We start from the raw sequence: 22,565 nt of genomic DNA on the forward strand, positions 1-22,565 counted from the left end.
CCTCTCATGGTAGCGCTCAAGCAATTCCGAAACTCAAAACCGTCGTTTTCCGACCTGTTGCCCTATGCAGGCCTGGTCGCCGACGGGATTATCCTGCTGAAGGACGGCTCACTGATGGCGGGCTGGTATTTTGCGGGGCCGGATTCGGAAAGCTCGACCAATGTCGAGCGCAACGAGGTGTCGCGCCAGATCAACGCGGTCCTTTCGCGGCTCGGGACCGGCTGGATGATTCAGGTCGAGGCGGTCCGCGTTCCGACGACGGCCTATCCGGCACGGAACGCCTGCCACTTCCCAGATCCTGTCACACGGGCGATCGACGAAGAGCGTCGCGCACATTTCGAGGCGGAGCGCGGCCACTACGAGAGCCAGCACGCCCTTGTTCTGACCTATCGACCGCCGGAACCGCGCCGGTCGACCATGGCGCGGTACGTCTTTTCCGACGAGGCAAGCCGATCGGAGACCTATGCGAACCGCGTCCTCAATTTGTTCCAGACCTCGATCCGTGAGGTCGAGCAGTATCTCGGCAACGTGCTTTCGATCCGGCGCATGGTGACACGCACAGTTAGCGATCCTCAGACAGGAAGCGAGGCGCGCTATGACGAGCTCTTCCAGTTCATCCGCTTCTGTATCCTCGGTGAGAACTACCCCGTCCGCCTGCCGGCGATCCCGATGTATCTCGACTGGCTGGTCACCGCCGAGTTCCATCATGGGCTTTCCCCGATGGTCGATGGCACCTATCTGACTGTGGTTGCTATTGATGGATTCCCGGCCGAGAGCTGGCCGGGGATCCTCAATTCACTCGACCTGATGCCGCTCACCTATCGATGGTCGAGCCGTTTCATGTTTCTCGACGATCAGGAGGCACGCCAGAAGCTCGAGCGCACGCGCAAGAAGTGGCAGCAGAAAGTCCGGCCATTCTTCGACCAGCTCTTCCAGACCCAAAGCAGCTCGGTCGATCAGGACGCCATGAAGATGGTGGCCGAAACCGAGGACGCGATCGCCGCCGCCTCGTCGCAGCTTGTCGCCTATGGCTATTACACGCCGGTCATCGTCATGTTCGACACCGACGAAGCTCGTCTGCGCGGTCAAGCGGAGGCTGTCCGACGGCTCATCCAGGCAGAAGGCTTCGGCGCCCGTATCGAGACGCTCAATGCCACCGAGGCCTATCTCGGCAGCCTGCCCGGCAATACCTATGCCAATGTCCGCGAACCTCTCATAAACACAAGCAATCTCGCCGACCTCATTCCGGTCAATTCCGTATGGGCGGGCAGTGCGACCGCCACATGCCCGTTCTATCGTCCCAATGCCCCGCCGCTGATGCAGGTCGCCAGCGGCTCGTCTCCCTTCCGGTTGAACCTGCATGTCGACGATGTCGGCCATACGCTGATCTTCGGGCCGACGGGGTCGGGCAAGTCGACCCTGCTGGCGCTGATCGCGGCACAGTTCCGGCGGTATGATGGGGCCCAAATCTTCGCCTTTGATAAAGGCAAGTCGCTCTACCCGCTGACCAAGGCCGCCGGCGGCGATCACTACGAGATCGGGGCAGGGGAGGGTGCGCTCGCATTCTGCCCGCTGGCCGAGCTTTCGACCGACGGGGACCGGGCATGGGCAGCCGAATGGGTCGAAACGCTTGTTTCCATGCAGGGCGTGACAATCACACCCGACCATCGCAACGCGATCGCTCGTCAGATAGCCCTGATGGCCCAGGCGCGCGGCCGATCTCTCTCGGACTTCGTGAGCGGTGTTCAGATGCGTGAGATCAAGACGGCTTTGCATCATTACACGGTCGACGGTCCGATGGGACAGCTCCTAGATGCCGAGCAAGACGGGCTGACGCTTGGGATGTTCCAGACCTTCGAGGTCGAGGAACTCATGAATATGGGCGAGCGCAATCTCGTCCCCGTCCTTCTCTATCTCTTCCGCAGGATCGAGAAGCGCCTGACCGGGAACCCAAGCCTGATCATCCTTGATGAGGCCTGGCTGATGCTCGGCCACGCAACGTTCCGTGACAAGATCAGGGAATGGCTCAAGGTCCTGCGAAAGGCCAACTGCGCCGTCGTTCTCGCCACACAGTCGATCTCGGATGCCGAGCAGTCCGGTATAATCGACGTGCTCAAGGAAAGCTGTCCGACCAAGATATGCCTGCCGAATGGCGCCGCGCGTGAATCCGGAACCCGCGAATTCTACGAACGGATCGGCTTTAACGAGCGGCAGATCGAGATCGTCGCAACCGCCATTCCGAAGCGGGAATACTACGTCGCGTCTCCAGAAGGGCGGCGTCTGTTCGACATGACACTTGGACCCGTCGCGCTCGCCTTTATCGGTGCGTCGGGCAGGCAAGATCTCAAGCACATCAATGAACTCAGCCAACAGCATGGACCGGAATGGTCCATACACTGGTTGCGGACAAGGGGAGTGGACAATGCGAAACGCATTCTCTCGATCGACTAAAATAGCCGTCGCGGCTCTGACGGTGGCCGCGTGGTTGCCGATCGTTCATGCCGATGCCGGCACCGTGACGGGCGGGGCGACCGAATGGACGCAGATCCTGAACAATACCGAGCTTGTCAGTCTCGTCGGGCAGTCGACCGAGCAGATCGGCAATCAGGTGACGCAGATCACGCAGTTGGCGGAGCAGATCCAGAACCAGCTGAAGATCTACGAAAACATGCTCCAGAACACGCTGACGCTTCCGAACCAGGTCTGGGGTCAGGTGGAAAGCGATCTCAACAGGCTACGCGGCCTCGTCAATCAGGGTCAGTCGATTGCTTTCTCAATGGGCAATGCTGACGATGTGCTTCGGCAGCGTTTCCAAAGTTTTGCCGATTTCAAGTCGGGGCTCACCAGCGGCGAGACGTTTTCCGCAAATTATCAGACCTGGTCGGACACCAATCGCGACACGATTGCCGCAACGCTCAAGGCTGCAGGTCTAACCGCGGACCAGTTCAGCTCCGAGGAAGCGACGATGAGCCAGTTGCGGTCGATGTCCCAAAACGCGGTCGGTCAAATGCAAGCGCTTCAGCTCGGCCACCAGATTGCGGCCCAACAGGTCGCTCAGGCCCAGAAACTGCGGGGACTCGTCTCCCAGCAGGTGACGATGATGGGCACCTGGTATCAGTCCGAACAAGCGGCCAAAGATCTCGCCCAGAACCGTCGCGAGGAATTCTTCAATTCAACCGCGCCCTCCACCTCGGGCGGACAGAAAATGGAGCCGCGCTGGTGAACAGGTCCATCATTTTCATGGCGATCGTCCTCACAGTTATCGGAATCGGCGGAATTGTTGTTTGGCAGATCGTGATGCCCTCCGATCCCACTTCGCATGTCAGCACATCAGCGCCGGCACCACAGATATTCAACACGACGGGCGGGCAGGAGATGCGTCCGTGCTGGAAGACAGATGAAGGTGAGGGCGATGAGGCGGAAAACTAAGGCCTTCTTTGCAGCTGCGCTCGCGCTCGCCCTGTTTGCAGGGCCCGCGTTTGCCCAAGAAGGCGCGCTACTGACCGATCTAGAGAACGAGATCGCAAGTGCTGCCCAGGGATGGCAGAGCACAATCCTGAACGCGGCGCGGTCGCTCTTCTGGATCCTCGCTGGCATCGAGGTCGGGATCGCGGCGGTGTGGCTGGCGATCTCGGCGGCCTCGCTCGACACCTGGTTTGCGGAGCTTGTCCGCCGCATCATGTTCATCGGCCTCTTCGTTTTCATACTTGAGCAAGGGCCCGACTTTGCAAAGGCCGTGGTTGACAGCCTGTACCAGATCGGCGCCGGCGGCGGTTCTGCATCGCCCGCCAATGTCTTCAATGCCGGTCTGCAGGTGGCAAGTGCCATGTCAGCCAAGGCCCAGTTCGGCCTGTTCGAGGATAACGCTCTGGCGATCGCCGCTGTCTTCGCAATGGTGGTCGTGGTCATCACTTTCAGCCTGGTTGCGGCAATCTTCGTTGCCGTCATGGCGGAAATGTATGTCGGACTGCTCGCCGGCATGATCATGCTCGGGCTCGGCGGGTCGAGCTACACGAAAGATTTTTCGGTCCGGTATCTCGTCTACGCTTTCTCCGTTGGCATGAAACTGATGGCGCTCGTGATGATCGCGAGGATTGGCTCTGAAGTCCTGATCGGCCTCGCCAATACGCCATCAAACAGCGACGAATTCCTCTCGACGCTGGCGATCGCCGGCATCTCTGTCGTGGTGTTCGTCATCGCCATGTATGTGCCGAACATTGTGCAGGGTATGGTGCAGGGCGTTTCCGTAACGGGCGGCATGGAAGCCATACGCCATGGCGGGCAGGCCGCGAGCTTTGCCGCCGGAGGAGCTGCGCTCGCCACGGGCGGGGCGAGGGCAGGGGCCGCGGCCTATTCCAATGCCCGCACCGGCGGCAGCTCGTTCGGTGCGGCCGCACTCAAGGGCATGGCAAGCGGTGTCGGCGCGGCTGGAGGTGCCGTTGCATCTGCTTCGCGTGACAAGGCGATCGGGGTGCCCGGCACCTGGGGCGCGTCGACGCTTGGTCTTGCCAACGCCAAGCTCGATCAAGGTCAGGGTCGTCCTGGCCCGAGCCCGAACCGTGACGAGAAAGCGTGACAGAGACCATGGCCAAAACACATCCCCCCGAAAACCCCTATCTCGCCGCACGTCAGGAATGGAACGAGCGTTACGGCTCCTATGTCAAGGCGGCGGCTGCCTGGCGGATCGTCGGTATCACCGGCATGTTCATGGCGGTGATCGGGTTCTCCTACGCGCTTTATCAAAGCACTCAGGTCAAGCTTGTTCCCTACATCGTGGAAGTCGACAAGCTCGGGACCGCCGCGACCATCGGGTTTCCGCAGCAGATCGAATATGCCGACGCCAGGGTAGTACGTGCGACGCTTGGAAGTTTCGTATCGAACTTTCGCTCGGTCACACCCGACGCGATAGTGCAGAAGCAATACATCGACCGCACTTATGCGCTGCTGAGATCATCGGACCCGGCGACCGAGAAGGTGAATGCCTGGTTCCGCAACAACTCGCCGTTCGACAGGGCAAGATCGAAGACAGTTGCCATCGAGGTCACCAACATCGTGCCGCTTTCCCACCAGAGCTACCAGATCGATTGGACGGAATATGAGCGGGACCGCAAGGGCAAGGAGATCAGTACCAGGCGGTTCCGAGGCGTCGCCACGGTGGCGTTGACCCCGCCACAGGACGAGGCGGTCATACGGCTGAACCCCATCGGCCTCTACCTCAAGGATTTTGACTGGACAGCGCAGTTGTGAGCGCGCGCAAGGATAGCAACATGAAGAAAAACATGCCCCCCGCCATCACGCTTTGCGCTGGCGTTATCGCCGCAGCCTCAAGCTTGCCGGTTTCCGCTGAGCCACTCAGCAACAATGAAGCCCGCGGGACACAGCTTTCTGGACAGTGGCAGCACAGCCGGGGCGTTGTAACGCGAGGGCCGGACGGGAAGGTGATCTTCCTCTATGGCGAGGTCCAACCCTCGGTCGTCTGCTCGCCGTTACAGGTCTGCGATATCGAACTTCAGGCCGGCGAGATCGTTCGGGACGTCCTTGTCGGCGACACGGTACGGTGGAAGGTCGATCCGGCAACATCCGGAGCGCCGAACGGACAGGCAGTGCATCTGATCGTCAAACCTGCCGAGGCCGGGCTCATGACGTCGATGGTCGTGACCACCTCGCGGAGGACCTATCACATCCAGCTCAAGTCTCATCCGACCCAGTACATGGCCCGTGTCGGCTTCGACTACCCCGAGGACATCAATGCACGCTTCGCCGAGATCAACGCACGGATCGAAGCGAGCGTCGTTCCCGGCGCCGGCGTTCCCGCCGACCAGCTCGACTTCTCTTTCCATGTCAGCGGGTCCGCGCGCTGGCGGCCGACCCGAATCTATAGCGACGGCATGAAGACCTTCATCCAGTTTCCGTCTTCGCTTTCCGGTCAGGATGCACCGGTACTGTTCGTCGTCTCCGGCGGCAATAACCGGATCGTCAACTACCGGATGAAGGGAACAATGATGGTGGTCGACTACAATATCGATCGAGCGATCCTCGTCTCGGGCGTCGGGCGCCAGCGGCAGAAGATCAAAATCCGGCGGGGAGGGTAGGGGATGTCGAAACTCCTCTCTTATGTTCGTTTTTCCGCCGCCTTCCTTTGCCTTGTCCTGCTGGCAGCTTGCCAGACAAAGGGGGGCCCGGGATTGATTCAAAGCGCAGTCACCGCCGAACTCTCAACCGAAGCCGCAAGCTCGATTGCCGCGGACATGGTGGAGCAGCTCGCGGAGCATATTGGACCCGGAAGCACAACCATTGCACTCCGCGGCAATGACATCGTGTTCGGCCCGGCGCTCGAGACGTCCTTGCGGGAAAAAGGTTATGCCGTTGTGACCGACCAGGCGACCACTCAAGCGGCAGTCGAACCGCTGGCCTATAGCATCGATCCGTTCGCAGACGGTGTGCTTGCGCGTATCTCGACCTTGAAGGTCGAGCTCACCCGGATGTACACACTCGGTACGACCGGTGCGAACGGAGCGGTACCCGCAAGTCCCTTGTCCGTCATGCAGCGGAGATCGGCGGGCAGGTCATGACACAATCGCTGAAGCTTGGTGGCGCCGGTGCCGAGAGTGGGCCAAGAATTCGCAGATTGAATCGTGTGCCGATCATCGTTGCGATCATCCTCGTCGTGGTCTTTCTGGCGGCGATTTTCTTTGGCCTATCCTCAAGGGGATTGCATTTCGGGGACCGGCAGATCGACACGTCGTCGTCGCAACCAGCCTCCAATGATGCCGAAAGGCTCAAACAGGGCGTACCCGACGGGATCATCGGCGAGCCGAAGGTCATTTCGATGCAACCGACGCCAGCGGTCGAAAGAGAAGAACCTACGCGTAACCCGTTCACTCCACCCGACCAGAATTTTCAGAAGACACCAACGCCGCAAACCCCAGCCCTCGAGCCTGAGGCCGTGTGGCGCGCCCGGCTTGAGCGCGAGCAGGAAGAACAGATGCTCCGCGAATATCACCGCCAGCAGATGGCAAGCATTCAGGCCGAGGAAGCCGCGGCCAATTCGCCGACAGCCGTCAATCTCAAAGGCCTCAATAACGAGAATGCGACGCCGGTCGCAGCATCACAACAGTCCGCATCGCCTGCAGGAACTTCAGGCAGTGCGATGGATCTATATGGCACTGCGTTGCAGGCCGGTTTTGGTGGACAGAATACCGATCCGAACGGGCAGGTTGGGAAGGCGCAGTTTTTCAACCAGGATATCGCTGATCTCGGCTACCTGCCGAATTCGGTTGTTCCGCAAATGTCACCATTTGAACTCAAACGGGGATCAGTCATTCCGGCGACGCTCGTCACCGGTGTCAACTCCGATCTTCCCGGCCGCATCACTGCCCAGGTATCGCAAAACGTCTACGACAGCGCGACCGGCCGGCGACTGCTCATCCCGCAAGGGGCAAAGCTGTTCGGGCGCTACGATTCCGATGTATCGTTCGGGCAAAACCGGGTGCTCGTCGTCTGGACCGATATCATCTTTCCAAACGGATCAACGCTGCAGATCGACGGCATGGCTGGCACCGATGCCGCCGGCTATGGCGGGTTCAACGACAAGGTCAACAACCACTATCTCCAGACATTTGGCTCGGCGATCCTCGTCGCCCTGATTGGCGCAGGGACGGACATGCTGCTCCCGAAAGACACCAGCACCGCGACGACGACGGACAGCGCCGCGGATGCTGCCAGGCGGTCCTTTGCCGAAACCTTCGGACAGATCTCGCAGGAAACCGTGTCGAAAAACCTCAATGTCCAGCCCATGCTCGAAATCAGGCCGGGCTATCGGTTCAACGTCCTGGTCGATCAGGACATCGTTTTCCCAAAAGCCTATCAATGAATCTGAGGTCGGAAACCCTCATACCTCAACGTGGCGGAGCTTGTTTCCGCAGCTCACCACCATGCCGGAATTTTGTCATCTTGAACGAGCTCCTCCTGCAATTGATCGATATGCTTTCATTGCCCCTTGAGGAGCGGGCGGCGCGGCGCGCCTTGCGGGATTTCGCCGAGGGCGCCGGCTTCGACTATTTCGCTTACCTGCATCTCCGTGGGCAAGAGAGCTTTGCTGTGTCGAACTATCCCAGGGAATGGCAGGAGCACTACGTCCAGAAAAACTACATTCGAGTTGATCCAGTCGTCACCAGGGCCAAGCATGGGCCGCCGATTTTTCAGTGGTCGGCGGACGAAGCCAGACGAATTGGAAGGCTCGATGTAAGGCAATTCTACAAGGATGCGGATAGGTTCGGAATCCGCTCAGGTCTGTCGGTCTCGGTTCCTGTCGGCTTCAAGAACAGGATGGTATTCACACTGGCCTCCGGTAAGTCGATGGTGTGCATCGACGAGGATCCCGATCCCGTCACCGCAGCGATGGCGGTGGCATTTGTCCATTCCCATCTCGCCTCGGCGACCCAGGATGCTGCCCTGGCTTCAGACATCCGCCTTTCACCGCGCGAGGCTGAATGCCTGCGCTGGTTCGCAGACGGCATGTCGATGCCGGACATCGCAGAAACGGTCGGGATAGGATATCGATCCGTGCGTTCCTATCTCGATGAGGCAACGCGAAAGCTTGGCGCGACAAACAGCCGGCAAGCCGCCTCGATCGCGATCCGGTTGGGGTTGATCTAGCGGTCTGGCTCTAACGCTTCGACCCCCCACGCAAGCAATGTTTGGATGACCGCAATGCGGACAAACGGGCCTGATTCATTGAGTCTCGAATTGGAATGTTGGGCGGAGACCAGTCTACACAGTCGATTTCACGAACGGCAAGATTGGGGCCGGGGAACGAACCCGCTGCGCGAGAGGGTGCGCGTGGCGGCTGAGGTGCTTTGACCGTCTACCGCAGGCGGATTGGACGGCGGTTGCCGCAGGCAGACCATGGAGGGTTTCTTCAACAAGGAGCCTGACATGCACAACCAATCAAACACGCCCGCGATCAGCCCGCTTCAGCAACGCCTGATCGATGACATGAACCTGCGCCACTTCGGGCACGAGACCTTCCGGCTCTTGCCAATTCTGTCGGCCACCCCCTAGTTAGGGATGCCGTCCGGATGGGCGAAGTCCGCTTACGGGCTTCAGCTCTGCCAACAGCCCGGTTCGTAGGCAACGCCCGAGCCATTCAAACCCATCCGATCCGGGCCTGGGGATCGTTATTGTTCTATACTCCATTTGATTGCAGCCAAAGTTTCCGTACAATCAATAGAATCTCAAACATCAGGGGGGGCATATATTGAGAACGATACTTGCAACGATTTCCACAGTCATCGAAGCCTACGGCGCAGCGGTGGCGCCTGGTTTCAATATAGCCAAATTGATGGACTTCAACATCGGGAATCTATTCGACAGGGAATACGGCCCTGCCAATACCGCCCGCGGCGCCTATTTCCACCTTCAAAGTCTTATTCAATGATAATTGCTGATAACGAAACTGCCGTTGATTATTTGTATTACGAGCCCATCGCGAAGACGGTGGTCAAGCTAATACAGGAAAAGTCGCAGGAACCGCTGACCATTGGGCTTCACGGAGACTGGGGGGCTGGCAAATCCAGCGCGCTGCTCATGATCGAGGAGGCGTTTAGCAGTGATGATCGGACCCTTTGCGTTAGGTTCAACGGCTGGCTTTTCGAAGGCTACGACGACGCCAAAGCCGTGCTCATCGAAACGATTGTCGCCGCGCTAGTCGCAAAACGGTCCGTTTCCACTAAAGTAAAGGAGAAAGCCGCCGAAGTCCTGAAGAACGTCAACTGGTTCAAGGTCGCGCGAACGGTTGGAGGCGCGGCTTTGACGTTCACAACAGGAATTCCCAGTCCTGACCTTGTCAAGGGTATCGGAGATGCTGCCAAGGGCCTGCTCTCGGATCCCACGAAGGCTCTCACCGGCGAAACGTTCACCAAAGTGTTGGATGGTGCGGCGGCGCATATAAAATCCGGGGAATCGGACACGGCGCCACAGAGGATGCACGCGTTCCGCAAGGATTTCGAGGACCTGCTGAACCTTGCCGATATCGATCGGCTGATCGTTCTAATTGACGACCTCGACCGCTGCCTTCCGCGAACTGCGATTGCTACGCTCGAGGCGGTCCGTCTTTTCCTTTTTGTTCCCCGAGCCGCGTTTGTCATCGCAGCTGACGAGGGGATGATCGAGTATTCTGTCAGACACCATTTCCCGGACTTGCCCGTCACGTCCGCGCCCGGCAGTTATGCGCGGAACTATCTGGAAAAGCTCATCCAGGTTCCGTTTCGGATGCCTGCACTGGGTTCCGTCGAAACGCGCATCTACCTCACGCTACTGATATCACTGACGGAAGGCCTGTCTGATGTGGATTTTCGGCGCCTGATACCTGTTGCCCGCAATGCGCTGAGACGCCCTTGGTTGGATACGGGATTTGACCGTGGCACGATCGAAAAGGCTTTGGGATCCCTACCGCCCCAAGTAGAGACAGCACTCCAACTCGCAACAGAGATCACACCGGTACTCACCGATGGTGCACGCGGAAACCCAAGGCAGATCAAACGTTTTGTAAATACACTCGATCTGCGCCTCACGATCGCCGAAGAACGCGGGTTCCGCGGCGACCTGCGGATGCCGGTGCTCGCTAAACTCATGCTAGCCGAACGTTTCGCACCAGAGGTCTTCGACGCCATCGCTCTCGACCTTGACGTAGACGGCAAGTCAAAAATCATAGCCGAGCTTGAAGGCAGAGCAGCGACAACTTCGAAACCCAAGACAGGCAGCAAGTCTAGTACCAAAGCAACAGAACCGTCGGGCAGCAAACTCGTCCAGGACTGGCCAAACCTCGAGTGGGCTAAGCGGTGGGGTCGCATTAAGGTTTCGCTCTCTGACGTGGACCTGCGTCCTTATTTCTTCGTAAGCAGGGACAGACGGACGGCGATGGCAAACGCAATCGCGGCTGGGCCTATCGAAGAACTCGTCGAACGGCTGTCCGCGACCAGTCTAGGTGCCAAGTCCGAGCCAAGAGCATCGCTCTTGGCTCTTACAGCTGTGGACGCAGAGCGTGTATTTCATGCTCTTTCCGCAAAAATCACGAATGCCGAGAACCTTAACTCGCGCCCCGCTGCCGCAGATGGCCTCGCAACTCTCTGCTCGGCTCGGCCCGAATTGCGAGACGCACTTCTCACCCTGCTAGACCGACTGCCCACAGCGACGGTCGGCGCGTGGGTGGTCACCGGCTGGGGAGCGGCAGTGGGCGTATCTCAAGCACCGAAATTCAAGGAACTCCTCAAGAAATGGTCGGAGCAGTCGGCCAATGACGTGCTGAACAAGGTCGCAACCCTTGAACTTTCCAGCTCTAAGGTAGGGAAGCGGTAGCATGGGCACTTCAGGTAAAAACAAGGGTTCGAAACGGGCGCTTACACCCACGTGGGTCGACGATCCGAGTCCGACCGCTCCGCCAAACCCGCAGCCGGCGGCGCCTGCTCCGAATCCTCCGCAACCCGGGCAACCGAGCAATCCGACGCAACCTCCCCAAATCCCTACACCTCCCCAGCCGCCGCGGGTGTTGCCCCCCCTCCCACCGGCCACGGCAGGAGAGCCTCTGATTGCTGCCAGGTCGGCGTTTTCGCGGGCGGCTTCGGGGTCCGGCGGAGGCGGCACCCGACAAGGCCTGGGACGGGCAGCCTCAAGATACGTTCGCGCAATGGGCGGCTCTTCGTCCGCGTCACGCGCGATGGGCCCCTCGCGCCGCGCCGCCGCAGGTATCGGACAGGTTGTCGGGGTGTTTGCCGAGGATGGAGCGCGCGAGGCTCTTCGCCCCTTCAATCTCGAGAATCTGGCGGGTTCACCTGTGAGCGAGGTCTTCATCGCCCTCACGGACGTGCTCTGTCCGGACGGCGGCACCATAGACGAGGCAATTGCACGGGACGCGGTCCTTGAGACCGCTGCAGAGCTGGCCGCCGGAGACGATATAGCGTTCGACGCCCTGACGCCGGCCGCGCTGGAAGCGATTTTTCTCGGGACGATTTCCCGCTCGATCGAGGCGAAACTCTTCAATGAGCTCGGCAACGGGGCAGTCACGTTACCGTCTGACGTATCCGCCATTCAGACGATCCAGAACACTCTTCACGACTTCATTCAGGGCAAGGTGAATGACGCCTTCAGCGCGACAGGTCGCACGTTGAGCAGCATTCCGCGAACCGAAATCGACCGGTTCGTAACAACGATCTATGAAGGGGCTTTTTCTCTGGTTGAAGCATTTGGAGATGCGTCATGAGGCGTTTCCATTTCATCGGGCGGCTCGGAGATGGCGACAACACTTCAGTCCCAGTCATCCAGAGGGATGCGGAGATCTGCGATATCCAGTTTGTCGATACGTTCGGAAGCCTCAACTTCGGTATTGGAGATGCACTCGCGATGCTTCACTCGCTCGGTCTGAAGCCAAGCGAAAGCGCTGTTGATTTCGTGATCTTCGCGGCCATGGTCACCGCGGCTGACACCACGGTTTCGAGAGCTCGGAACGCACAGAACGGATGGACACGCGAACTGGACGTCACGATACCGGTAGCCGATGTCGCGTTGTGGACTGCACAATCCGGGCTACTCGCTCGAACACTGCGTTTCCTGACGGGTGATCACTGGAGGCTGCTTTTCAGAGCGAGACCAGCGGGCTTCGAAAAACTCGTCGCGACCCCCGAGGAGCTCGATCTAACAACGTTCGATACCGTCTCACTTTTTTCGGGCGGTTTGGATAGCCTCATTGGGGCTATCGACATGCTTTCGGCCGGAAGTAACCCACTCCTGGTCAGCCACTATTGGGATTCGGAGACCAGCAAAGCACAGAAAGCCTTGCTGCATTCCATCGGGGAGAAGTTCCCGACGAAAGAGATCCGCTCGATGCGTGTCCGACTAGGCTTCGACAAGAACCACGCTCAAACCGGCGAGAAAGAGGACAGCCAAAGGGGCCGTTCCCTGTTGTTTTTCGGGCTCGCAACACTGGCGGCATCGGCGCTAAACAGGCAAATTGAGCTAAGCGTGCCTGAAAACGGGTTGATCGGCCTCAATGTCCCGCTCGACCCGTTACGGTTGGGCGCTCTGAGCACAAGAACGACACACCCATTCTACATGGCCAGAATAAATGATCTCCTTGGAAATCTCAGCATACCGGTGACACTGGTGAACCCCTATCGTCACAAAACGAAGGGCGAGATGGTTGCGGAATGCCGGGACCTTTCGTTCTTGCGCACGGTAGTTGAATACTCGATGTCTTGCTCTTCCCCCGCCAAAGCTCGCCACAAAAGGCTATCCCCGCGTCATTGCGGAACGTGCGTGCCTTGCCTTATCAGGCGGGCATCCTTAAACGCGGGTCTCGGTAGCCCCGATCCGACACTGTACACGCTGCCGGATTTATCCGACCACGTCCTTAATACTCGCCGCGCCGAAGGCGAACATGTACGCTCCTTCCAACTCATGATCTCCAAGCTCAAATCAGACCCGAAAGCAGCTAGCACGCTCGCTCGCATCCCTGGCCCTTTGAACGATGCGCCGGGCGAAATCGACGCCTATGTTGACGTGTTTCGGAGAGGAATTGACGAGGTCGGGGCGCTCCTTGAGCCGGTGAAAGCCAGACCCGAATGATGGTTTCCGCTCCACGCTATGTCGATTTTCACTGCCACCTCGACCTCTACCCCGATCTGGAGAACGCGATATCCAGATGTGAGATGTCCCGGACGGCGACACTCGCGGTTACGACAACCCCGAAAGCTTTTCGCCGCAACATGCAGCTGGCGAAGGGTAAGGAGTTCGTGCGGGTAGCACTTGGCCTGCACCCTCACCTGGTCGAAGACCGGTGGAACGAAATGCCGCTGTTCGATGCGTTGCTGAACGAAACCCGGTACGTGGGGGAGATCGGGCTCGATGCAGGGCCCCAATTCTACAAGAGCTTGGACAAGCAGACGGAGGTGTTCACGCACATCCTCAAGCTTTCCAACGATCACGGAAACAAGATTCTGTCTATCCACAGCGTGCGAACGGCCTCCAAGGTTCTGGACCTCCTCGAGAGGCATTTTTCAGGCGGCTCCGGTCGTGCCGTCCTTCACTGGTTCGGCGGCACACTTCCAGAGGCGGAGCGAGCTGTGGAACTCGGCTGCTATTTTTCCGTCAACCGCGCCATGTTTCGGAACGAACGCGGCCGCAAGCTCATAAGATCATTACCGATGGACCGGATACTAACAGAGACGGACGGCCCATTCGTCGAGGACCAAAACAAACCTGTACTCGCAGGCGACGTTGCCTATACCGTGAGCCTGCTTTCCGAGTTGTTCGCAACCGAAATTTCCAATATGCAGAGCAAAATTACGCGTAACTTTGCATCGGTTGTCTCTCACGAAGCGTCGTAACGATAGGGCTCAACGCTAATGCTCAGGTCCCCGCAAACTGGATCGTTTTTGACTGACGTTTTGCGCACGAGGTTCTGGGAGAAAGGGCGCATGCGGTGCAGAAATGACCGCTTTCGGCACCAGAATCCAAACCCTCGAATGTCCGAGATGGAGGCGCGAATCTGCCTTTAAGCCGATCATATGTCAGTAGCGCCAGCAGGTCAGGGTGTGATGCGCTCGGCACAGATCGCGGCGACAACTCTGGGCAGCGTCCCGATCGGAGATAGCACTTTAAGCCTATAGTGGTTCGAAGCCGAAACAATCATGGCAATCCCGTGCGTATGACAGAGATCCGGACAGACGAAACCAGATGGGAATCCCAATTCGGACTCTTCCGTTTGGGTCAATCCACTAACGTTCAGACTTGAGCGGGGCAGCTACTGGCGGATCATGTCTTCCGGGAGTGGCGGCATATAACCTAGCTTGTTGATGACGGTCGCAGCGATCGGATGGTGGGCCTTCATCATGACGAGCGCCAGGCGATATTCATGTCGGCGTTGGCCAACCAGGGAACCCTCACCACTCCCTTGTTCAAGAGTATCGAGCAGTTCATAGAGCTCTTGCGCTTTTGCCAACCGACATCGTTGTTCGCGAATGATGTCGATCGCAAGTCGCTCAAGCTCGTCTTGCTCAAGTTCCGCGAGGATCGTCTCAATGGCACGCTTTGAGCAATCGGGTTTGAGTTCCAGGCTGCGGATATCCGGCAATATTGCACCACCCCTTCGGCTTGGTCCGCGGTGCGCCCCCGCGAACGAACAAGATCTTGACCCCAAGCCGGGGGTTAGAAAACCGCCACAGACGGTCCCTGCGACCTTTAGCACCGAGGCACCTGGACATACGTCGCAGGCCCCCGGCCAATGGCCAGAGGATCCTCGGTGTCGGGTCGGCCGACACCAAACCGCTGTGGTGGGGTTTCTACGCCCCGAGGCGGCGCGTACCGCCTCGGGGAAAAGCATATTTCATCAGGATGATGAACGCCAGACGCCAGCCCGGATGTTTACATTGAAATTATTCGACATTCGCAACAAGTGCGGTTACCGACGCTGGAGCGATTGCACCATCAGCGAGAACTGATGAACGTAAATCACCGGCTGCTCCAAGCCGCGACCGCATGTCGGCGCCTATGTCGAACAGACCGGCATAGGTCATGACCTTCCCGATCCGCACTGGCGTACCGAGCTGTTCAAAACGGCAATCGATCGACCTGAAAATCCGCGCCATTCTGGCGTCGAAGACCGATACGATGTGTTCGATGCCGGCCCGTTGAGCGACTTCAACCATCCCGTACAAAAGCTCGACGGTAGTTTTGCTCACCATGTGGTTTGCTTCTGCCCGATCCCTCGCCTCGAAGATCTGCGGATTGACCGCAAATCGTGAGCTCTCCCAGATCAATGGGCTTCCGACCGTACCACCAGGCATCAGCACGGAAAACACGTCTCTGAGCATGTTGGGGCCGGTCGTGGGGAGCAGACGCACAGCGCCACGAAGCTGTCCTGACCTTTCATCGAGCGACAGAAGGTAGAGAGGGTCTTCTGCATCGAACCGGTCGATCTCCCGTCCGTTTTCGACTTTGACGTCCCAGCCAAGGCGACCAGAAAAGACTTCGGCCCGCATGCGGAACATTTCGTCAAACAGCTCTGGATACTTGTCCTGATCGGCACTTTCGATTGCGAATATCATGATGGTGGTCTCCGTTCATTGATTGATGACGCAGACACCAGTTATCGGCTGGGTTTCGAGACGAAAATCCGGCTCAACAGCAGGGTTTACAAAGGACCAAAAAGCAACCCTGCTCTATGAGCGATTGAAACGGCATGGGTATTGCTTGTGGCATGGAGCTTGTGGCGGGCGCTCTCCAGGTAGCAACGCACGGTGTGCTGCGACAGGCAGAGTATGACGGCGCATTCCCAGGCCGTCTTGCCCTCAGCAATCCATTGCAAGCATTCCAGTTCACGCGGAGAAAGACTTGCAGGCTCGCTCGCTTGTCCCTCGATGCAAAGCACACGATCGTGGATGTGCATCGCAAGGACTTGAAAGTCGCGCATATAGAGTAATTTCGCGCTTGCCCAGTCGCGGGCGGAAAGATCTGATGTGACGGAGAACAAGGCGCGATCGCCGCAGCGGCCGTGGACTGGAACTGTCAGGCCGCGGCGACCGATGCCGAATTCGCCGGCTTCACCAAAAAAGGTCTTCAACCGCCCCGTAGGCTTTCCGAACTCGTCCCAATCAAGGGGAAGCATACGGCGAAATCCAAGACGAACAACGGGATCGACATCGACATACTGCCGTTTCTTGTAATGCTCGACCCATTCGGGAGGATAGGTTACGGCAAGATAGGGATCGGTTTCATTTTGACCGACAACGCCAACAGCGAAATAGGCAATGGTATTCAATGCGTATCGGGAGGCCACGTCTTTCAAAAACCGGATAGTTGAATTCTGGTCGACAATGTCTGAAATTTTCGAGAGTGCTCCCATCAAATCGGAATCTGCGATTTTCTCCAACGTCCTACCTTTCCCGGAACCTGAGATTCGGGCGCAATATTTCCATTATGAGTCGCATATGCAATGCATAGTTGTCGAACTAGACAAGTTCTAGATCGTCAGCTTCCGAGCGTTGTTTGATGGAGAATCCTGTCAGGTATTAAAGGCGATCACGAGCGGCACGCCGAACAGCGATGCCCAGGCCCGGGCGGCCGCCTTCTGGATTGCAACGATGTTGGTGTCGCCGGTCCACCAGCCATTGCCGGTTGCCACAATGACGCTCGGTTCGTAGAGCATCGACTGCAGGATCGGCCAGACTATGAGCAGCTCGTAGCAGATCAGAGGAGCTATAAGCGTCCCGGCAAATCTACCGGTAGGCTTTCCATAGACATGGGCCGTTGCGCCACCCGATGCCCAGGGTTGCCACATCGAAACCGGCACGGGCATGCGCTCGCGGTAAAGGATTTCTGCGCCCTTCCCTGACACTTCGATCATGACGTTGTCGTAGCCCTCAGCACTGATAAGGATCGCACCCCCGTTTACCGTCACATCAAGGTCCTGAAGTGCGCGGACCCAGAGGTGGTCGGTGGTCGGTGTCCATATCCCGAATGCGCTTTCGGGAAGGACGATGTTTTTCACGCCGGCTTTCGCCGCGTCCTGAACCAATGCCAGCGTGGCGAGATGCTGCGCATAATCCGCGTGCTGACCGGGAGAGGCATAGTTGAAGTGCGTGTCAATGCCGATCCAGCCTTCCGGTGGATGCGGTTCGCTCCAGCCCTTAGCTGACAGTGCGACAAAGGCACCAACGATAAGAGCAACGATCTGCCATACCCGCGTCGTCATCGCAGATAAGGTGTGAGCCATGGCTATCAATCCAAACCAGCCGAGGCCCGGGAACAAGACACCAGCGGCCGTGATCGGGTTCGCCCAACCGGTGATGCCAAAAGGCGGAACGCTCATCAGGATCCATGCAAGCGCGTAACGCAACGGTTTGTGCCACCCGGACTTCGATGTCCAAATCAAGCTGTGCACGAGGACGAAAAGAACCGAGGCCGTGAGCCATAGACCGAGCCCGACCCACATATCACTCGCATAGAAAATTGAGACGCCAACAGGCAGCCCGCGCGACGCTGCAAGGAAATAGGCCAGCGCCACCAAACCCGCAACGAGCCGGTTGGGTGCAAACGCCCAGAGCGTCGGAAACAAGACAGCAGCGGGCAAGGCCAGCACTTCGCCACTCCAGGCAATCGCGCCGACAACGGCACTGCCTGCGATAAAGCTCAGGCAAACCAGGCCGTCACGGAACGAAGGTAAGGATGGGCGTCGCCAGCCCGAGAACACCATCGGCCGGGATCGGCCCGAAATATCGTGAGTCATAGGAACCTTTGAACGGTGAGTGGAGAAACAGAAACCCTGGCGGCACTACCCCCCCGGCGTAGGGCGTTATCGGCCTGCCCGAACCATCGTTTGGCTGGACCGCGGATCGCTGCAAATTCACTCCGTCGATCACGACAGACGCGCCGATTTCAATCGACTGTCCGGGGAGTGCGACGACGGTCTTGATCAACGGACTAAGCCAGCCTGGGCAAAGGCCCCGGCGCAGATATCCGCGCTCACGGGCCCATCGAAACTCGTGCGATAACGGCGGACAGATGAATACACGATCCCCGATACGAAAGGTGCGATTCAGCGCTTCGATGCGCCAAAGCCCAAGCGGAAAGCTCGGCGTCAGATTGATCCGCAGCCCGATCCCATAGGCTGCGACAAACAGGGCTATCGGAAGACAAAAAAGTGCCGTTACGACGGCAATGCGGTACCTCTGTGTCATTGCTTGAGCCCTTGGCTCTTACTGTGTGTTTGCCGCAACGCTTCCGATCCCTTCAGTGCCTGCTGGGTCCGTTGCTGGGCGATGAGCTGCTGGCCAGCGCGCATGAACGGCCAGGCAGCAGCAAGCTTCTGCTTCTCGGCCGGCGACATGTCCTTGGCAGCTTTTTCAAAGGTCGAACCCGAGGGGTCCCTAGCACCGTTGCCGAGCAAGGTCCGTTCTCCGAACCGTTCGGACACCGCCTTGTTGAAGGTATCAAGTTCGGCCTTCACCATGCGGTCGGCCAGGGCAAATCCAAGTGCTGCCGGTAGGTCGTTGCGGTCGATGGCGTCCCGCACCTTCTCCATGGCCCGCGCAGCCGCTGGCGACAGCGACGGAATATCGATCGAGGTGCGCTTCCGGTGTCCTTCCTCCTCGGCAGCGTACTTGTTCATCGCGTTCTGTCGCATGTCAAAATAGCGCTCGAGATCGTGACGGAGCGCAGGAACATTGATTTCGGCCACTCGGCGGTTTTCCAAGTCCGAGCGGCTTGCCAACAGACCATCGCGGCCGCGCAAGGCGCCGAAGCTTGCCGCGTTCCGTTCGATTTCGCTAAGGCGCTCACGCGCGACGTTCGCGTCTTCCAGAACGGTCTCCATACGCATCGCCTTGAAGGCGGATTCCGGATCCGCATAGACGAGCCGAATTCGGTCGGAGAGATTGTCCCACTGCTTTTGCAGGGCCGGATCGGCTTGCAGCTTCTCGTCGACCGCATCCAAGACCGAGATGGTGAAGCTGGAGATGCCTTTAACCATCGGCTCCGCCTTTCTGATAGATTGTTGTTGGGGTTGGTGAAGTGGATGATCGACAAGACCTAGCTGCGCGCCGGCGGTGCGAAGCCGGACGCCGAGATCGATGAGTCTCTGTTTCTGCCGAATGGTCCATTGGACCCGATCGCGCATCAGCGTACGGGCAACGCGAACGAGATGCAGGCCGCGATTATTGGCGAAGCGGAGCGCCTGGGCATAGAACCAGCCGCCCGCATAATCGAGCGTGACTTCCTTGCCGTTTTTTCGGGAGAGAAGTTTCTCAAGCCCCCCAGCAGCTTTGAAGGACCGTTCTCCATAGTAGACCGCCATGTCCTCCCGATGGCGGGTCATGGCAACATAGGTCAGATGCCGGTCGAGCGAGAGAGACGCCAGCACCTTTACCCGGTCGACGGTCGCACCTTGCGATTTATGGATCGTCGTGGCGTAGCCGTGATCGAGATTGCGATAGAACCGCTGATCGATGGTAACGCGGTGTGCGTCCTGGCCCTCGCCGATACTCGCAACCATACGGCCTGGTGCAGCCTCGACGATCTTGCCGATCATACCGTTTTTGACGCCAAGCAAGCCTTCGTTCTTAAGGAACACGATCTGGTCGCCAACGGCGAACTGCCGGGGTCCATCCTCGGTCTTGAAAGCGTGGCCTTCTTCGACCAGACCGCGCTCAACGAGCTTTTCACGCGCCATGATGTTGAGCTGGCGTACATCGCGGCGCAGATGCGCGAGTATCAAGGTTGATTTGTCCGGATCGTAGTCGCGGTTCCAGTCGGCAATCAGCGTTTCGATGGCGTCAAGCTTGAGCGGCCGCCCAATTACCCGGCCTTTCGCGCCATAAGATGACAGCGCTTCGGCAACGCGCCCGCGCGCCAGATCGAGCGAGGCGGCGCGCATCCAGTCTTCTTTCTGGCGATAGATGGTTTCGAGCTCGGCATAGCCGGTGCGTTCGACGATGGCGCGAAAGGCAGCACCCGCCTCGATGGGCTGGAGCTGCTCGGCATCACCGACCAGGACGAGTTTGGCGCTGGCCTTCGTGATCGCTTCGACGAAGGTCGCCATCTGTCGGGACGACACCATGCCCGCTTCATCGAGCACGAATATCGTCTTGCCATCGAGACGCCGGTGTCCCTGTTTCCAATTGAGCTCCCACGACGCCAGCGTACGGGAGGGAATGCCGGCCTCTTTCTCCAAACCCTCCGCCGCCTTACCTGCAAGCGCACCACCAACGACGTTAAAGCCGGCCAACTCCCAGGCTTCACGGGCAGCCTTCATCATCGTGGTCTTGCCGGCTCCTGCCCGTCCCACTATCGCTTCGATCCGCTCCGATCCTGCCACATGTGCAATGGCAGTACGCTGTTCTTCCGACAGCCGATCATGCCGGGCAAAGACGGTTTCCAGGACTTTCACCTCAACCGCGAACCCGTCCCTTCCCGAAAGCCAGTTTGCGCGGGAAATCATTTCGGCCTCGAGCCTGATCATCCCCCGGGTCGTCAGCCGTGCCGCGACCCGCGCCCCGGTCGCAAAGTCGATTGTCTCGTCAGTGAGTTTCAGGCATTCCGGGCTTTCCGTAATCCGAGTGAGAAGCCGCTGGAAGCGCTCCGGATCGTCGACATAGCGATGCAAGACCTTTGCTATATCGCGCTGATCGAAGACGCTTCGTTCGGACGTCAGTATATCGAAAACGAGTTCAGGCCTGTGCTCGATCCGGGCGGCGTTCTTATTCCGTTGGGCCTCATGCAATACCAGCCGTTCGAGATCGATCTTGTTTCCCGCATCGCCCGCCTTGCGCTGCAGCGCCTTTGCCGCAACGCCGATATGGGTTGTCGGCTCGAGGTCGATGCCGCGTTCGGCGTAGGACCGGCCATCGACACGGATTTCGAGGCCCGCCATGTCCAGATGCTGGTTTTGGAGATCGAGCCATCTCTGCCGCTGTTCGAGGAATTCCGCCTTCTCGCCGGACCAAAGTTTGTATTGGATTTTCCCGGTTTTGGTTCGAACCGGACTTCCATCCGGGCCAATCACCGCGACCTTCTTGGAACCGAACCCGTCCTGGGTGAGCGGGCGCAATGTCGTCATCAGATGGATGTGCGGATTGCCCGGATCGTCATGGAAGACCCAATCGGCCACTTGCCCGCGGGCAAGCACCTGCTCTGAGACGAACTGCCGGACCAGTGCGATGTTTTGGTCGCGGCTGAACTCGACCGGCAAAGCAACAATGAACTCCTTGGCAAGCTGGGCGTCACTACGTTTCTCGAACGCCTCGACCTTGTTCCAGAAGGCTTCCGCTGCCCCGGCAACCGAACGATCGGCGATCGTGTCCCGCGCCCATTTCGGAGCATCGGCGGGTAGCAGGAATTCTTCGTGGGCGAGGTTCTTCTTGTTGGAATAGTCGACGGTGCGCGCTTCCGCCTCGTGGTTCATCTTTGCGCAGTGGCGATAGGCCGCGGACAAAACGGCGCTGCGGCCGTTGCCACGAGAAATAAGCTGGGGTGTAAAATGCGTGATCGCCACGGTTCATCAGGCTCCTGCGAGACAAGTTCATCCTTGTTCCGCAGGCCGCCGCCCCGGCCCGACTGGGGCCGCAGCGAGCCACGTCGCCCCAGCGACGTATTACTGCGCCCTTGGACGCATTCCTTCGGAACGCTGGGATGATCTCTCATTGAGACGGGTCTCTCGACCCGGCATTTCTGCCGGGATGCGCTGAACGCGCACCCGGGCGATTCTGCTCATGCCTTTGGGGCATTAGTGACAATCGGGAGCAACCGGAATGAAGAAGCCATCATCCAGAATCAAAGATGAAATCGCCAAACTCCAGGAGCAGCTGAAGGCCGCAGAGACGCGTGAGGCCGAACGGATCGGCCGGATCGCGCTCAAGGCCGGGATTGGCGAAGTCGAAGCCGATGACGGCAAGCTGCTGACGGCGTTTGAGGACCTGGCCAAACGGTTTCGTGAACGCGGCAGCGAGACCCGGAAACTCCCTCCCGCGCAAAACCCGTCTGGCGCGGCTTCGCGCGCAAATAGCGAGGCTTGAGCG

The 22,565-nt window shown here is 58.8% G+C and carries 21 protein-coding genes; 15 read left to right on the forward strand and 6 right to left on the reverse strand.

Annotated elements, in window-relative coordinates:
- The first annotated feature begins 6 nt into the window (after positions 1-6).
- The 14 genes from GTW23_RS22035 (at position 7) to qatD (ending at position 14,381) form a co-directional block, all read left to right on the forward strand.
- Positions 7-2,451, forward strand: coding sequence for a conjugal transfer protein TrbE (locus GTW23_RS22035; protein ID WP_252917498.1), 2,445 nt, complete (start codon positions 7-9; stop codon positions 2,449-2,451).
- Positions 2,423-3,223, forward strand: coding sequence for a P-type conjugative transfer protein TrbJ (gene trbJ, locus GTW23_RS22040; RefSeq protein ID WP_252917499.1), 801 nt, complete (start codon positions 2,423-2,425; stop codon positions 3,221-3,223). The genes GTW23_RS22035 and trbJ overlap by 29 nt, the downstream gene beginning before the upstream one ends.
- Positions 3,220-3,429 (forward strand): TrbJ/VirB5 family protein, encoded by a 210-nt coding sequence (locus tag GTW23_RS22045; RefSeq protein WP_252917500.1) that lies wholly within the window; start codon positions 3,220-3,222, stop codon positions 3,427-3,429. Before trbJ ends, GTW23_RS22045 begins: the two co-directional genes overlap by 4 nt.
- Complete coding sequence (gene trbL, locus GTW23_RS22050; RefSeq protein WP_252917501.1) at positions 3,413-4,576, forward strand: P-type conjugative transfer protein TrbL; 1,164 nt, start codon at positions 3,413-3,415, stop codon at positions 4,574-4,576. The genes GTW23_RS22045 and trbL overlap by 17 nt, the downstream gene beginning before the upstream one ends.
- An 8-nt stretch (positions 4,577-4,584) precedes the next feature.
- Complete coding sequence (locus GTW23_RS22055) at positions 4,585-5,247, forward strand: conjugal transfer protein TrbF (RefSeq protein ID WP_252917502.1); 663 nt, start codon at positions 4,585-4,587, stop codon at positions 5,245-5,247.
- Positions 5,248-5,267: 20 nt separating this feature from the next.
- On the forward strand, positions 5,268-6,092 hold the full coding sequence (gene trbG, locus GTW23_RS22060) for a P-type conjugative transfer protein TrbG (RefSeq protein WP_252917503.1): 825 nt from the start codon (positions 5,268-5,270) through the stop codon (positions 6,090-6,092).
- Between the two features lie 93 nt (positions 6,093-6,185).
- Complete coding sequence (locus GTW23_RS22065; protein ID WP_252917504.1) at positions 6,186-6,572, forward strand: conjugal transfer protein TrbH; 387 nt, start codon at positions 6,186-6,188, stop codon at positions 6,570-6,572.
- Positions 6,569-7,873 (forward strand): IncP-type conjugal transfer protein TrbI, encoded by a 1,305-nt coding sequence (trbI, locus tag GTW23_RS22070; protein ID WP_252917505.1) that lies wholly within the window; start codon positions 6,569-6,571, stop codon positions 7,871-7,873. Before GTW23_RS22065 ends, trbI begins: the two co-directional genes overlap by 4 nt.
- Before the next feature lie 80 nt (positions 7,874-7,953).
- Complete coding sequence (locus tag GTW23_RS22075; RefSeq protein WP_252917506.1) at positions 7,954-8,658, forward strand: autoinducer binding domain-containing protein; 705 nt, start codon at positions 7,954-7,956, stop codon at positions 8,656-8,658.
- A 279-nt stretch (positions 8,659-8,937) separates the two neighbouring features.
- On the forward strand, positions 8,938-9,063 hold the full coding sequence (locus tag GTW23_RS23435) for a hypothetical protein (RefSeq protein ID WP_267660768.1): 126 nt from the start codon (positions 8,938-8,940) through the stop codon (positions 9,061-9,063).
- A 372-nt stretch (positions 9,064-9,435) separates the two neighbouring features.
- On the forward strand, positions 9,436-11,358 hold the full coding sequence (qatA, locus tag GTW23_RS22080; protein WP_252917507.1) for a Qat anti-phage system ATPase QatA: 1,923 nt from the start codon (positions 9,436-9,438) through the stop codon (positions 11,356-11,358).
- 328 nt (positions 11,359-11,686) lie between these two features.
- Entirely contained in the window at positions 11,687-12,259 is a 573-nt protein-coding gene (qatB, locus tag GTW23_RS22085) for a Qat anti-phage system associated protein QatB (protein ID WP_345780644.1), read from the forward strand.
- The gene (gene qatC, locus GTW23_RS22090) at positions 12,256-13,620 is read left to right on the forward strand and encodes a Qat anti-phage system QueC-like protein QatC (RefSeq protein WP_252917509.1); all 1,365 of its coding nucleotides are present in this window, start codon (positions 12,256-12,258) and stop codon (positions 13,618-13,620) included. The genes qatB and qatC overlap by 4 nt, the downstream gene beginning before the upstream one ends.
- Positions 13,617-14,381 (forward strand): Qat anti-phage system TatD family nuclease QatD, encoded by a 765-nt coding sequence (qatD, locus tag GTW23_RS22095; protein ID WP_252917510.1) that lies wholly within the window; start codon positions 13,617-13,619, stop codon positions 14,379-14,381. The genes qatC and qatD overlap by 4 nt, the downstream gene beginning before the upstream one ends.
- Positions 14,382-14,797: 416 nt before the next feature.
- Here the strand turns inward: qatD and GTW23_RS22100 are convergent, their stop codons facing one another.
- The 6 genes from GTW23_RS22100 to traA all read right to left on the reverse strand — a co-directional run bounded on the left by GTW23_RS22100 (position 14,798) and on the right by traA (position 22,042).
- Complete coding sequence (locus GTW23_RS22100) at positions 14,798-15,127, reverse strand: transcriptional repressor TraM (RefSeq protein WP_252917511.1); 330 nt, start codon at positions 15,125-15,127, stop codon at positions 14,798-14,800.
- A 301-nt stretch (positions 15,128-15,428) separates the two neighbouring features.
- On the reverse strand, positions 15,429-16,100 hold the full coding sequence (locus tag GTW23_RS22105; protein ID WP_252917512.1) for an acyl-homoserine-lactone synthase: 672 nt from the start codon (positions 16,098-16,100) through the stop codon (positions 15,429-15,431).
- 86 nt (positions 16,101-16,186) lie between these two features.
- Entirely contained in the window at positions 16,187-16,924 is a 738-nt protein-coding gene (locus GTW23_RS22110) for a LuxR family transcriptional regulator (RefSeq protein ID WP_252917513.1), read from the reverse strand.
- 132 nt (positions 16,925-17,056) lie between these two features.
- Positions 17,057-18,280: a conjugal transfer protein TraB gene (locus tag GTW23_RS22115; RefSeq protein ID WP_252917514.1), complete on the reverse strand. Its 1,224-nt coding sequence runs from the start codon at positions 18,278-18,280 to the stop codon at positions 17,057-17,059.
- A complete protein-coding gene (gene traF / locus GTW23_RS22120) occupies positions 18,201-18,731 on the reverse strand; it encodes a conjugative transfer signal peptidase TraF (protein ID WP_252917515.1) in 531 nt (176 codons plus the stop codon). The genes GTW23_RS22115 and traF overlap by 80 nt, the downstream gene beginning before the upstream one ends.
- Positions 18,728-22,042, reverse strand: coding sequence for a Ti-type conjugative transfer relaxase TraA (gene traA, locus GTW23_RS22125; protein WP_252917516.1), 3,315 nt, complete (start codon positions 22,040-22,042; stop codon positions 18,728-18,730). The genes traF and traA overlap by 4 nt, the downstream gene beginning before the upstream one ends.
- Positions 22,043-22,298: 256 nt before the next feature.
- On the opposite strand from traA, the gene traC reads away from it, so the two are divergent.
- Complete coding sequence (gene traC, locus GTW23_RS22130; protein ID WP_252917517.1) at positions 22,299-22,562, forward strand: conjugal transfer protein TraC; 264 nt, start codon at positions 22,299-22,301, stop codon at positions 22,560-22,562.
- Positions 22,563-22,565 lie beyond the last annotated feature (3 nt).

It is taken from the genome of Parahoeflea alexandrii, assembly GCF_024105735.1.
GTDB lineage: Bacteria > Pseudomonadota > Alphaproteobacteria > Rhizobiales > Rhizobiaceae > Hoeflea > Hoeflea alexandrii.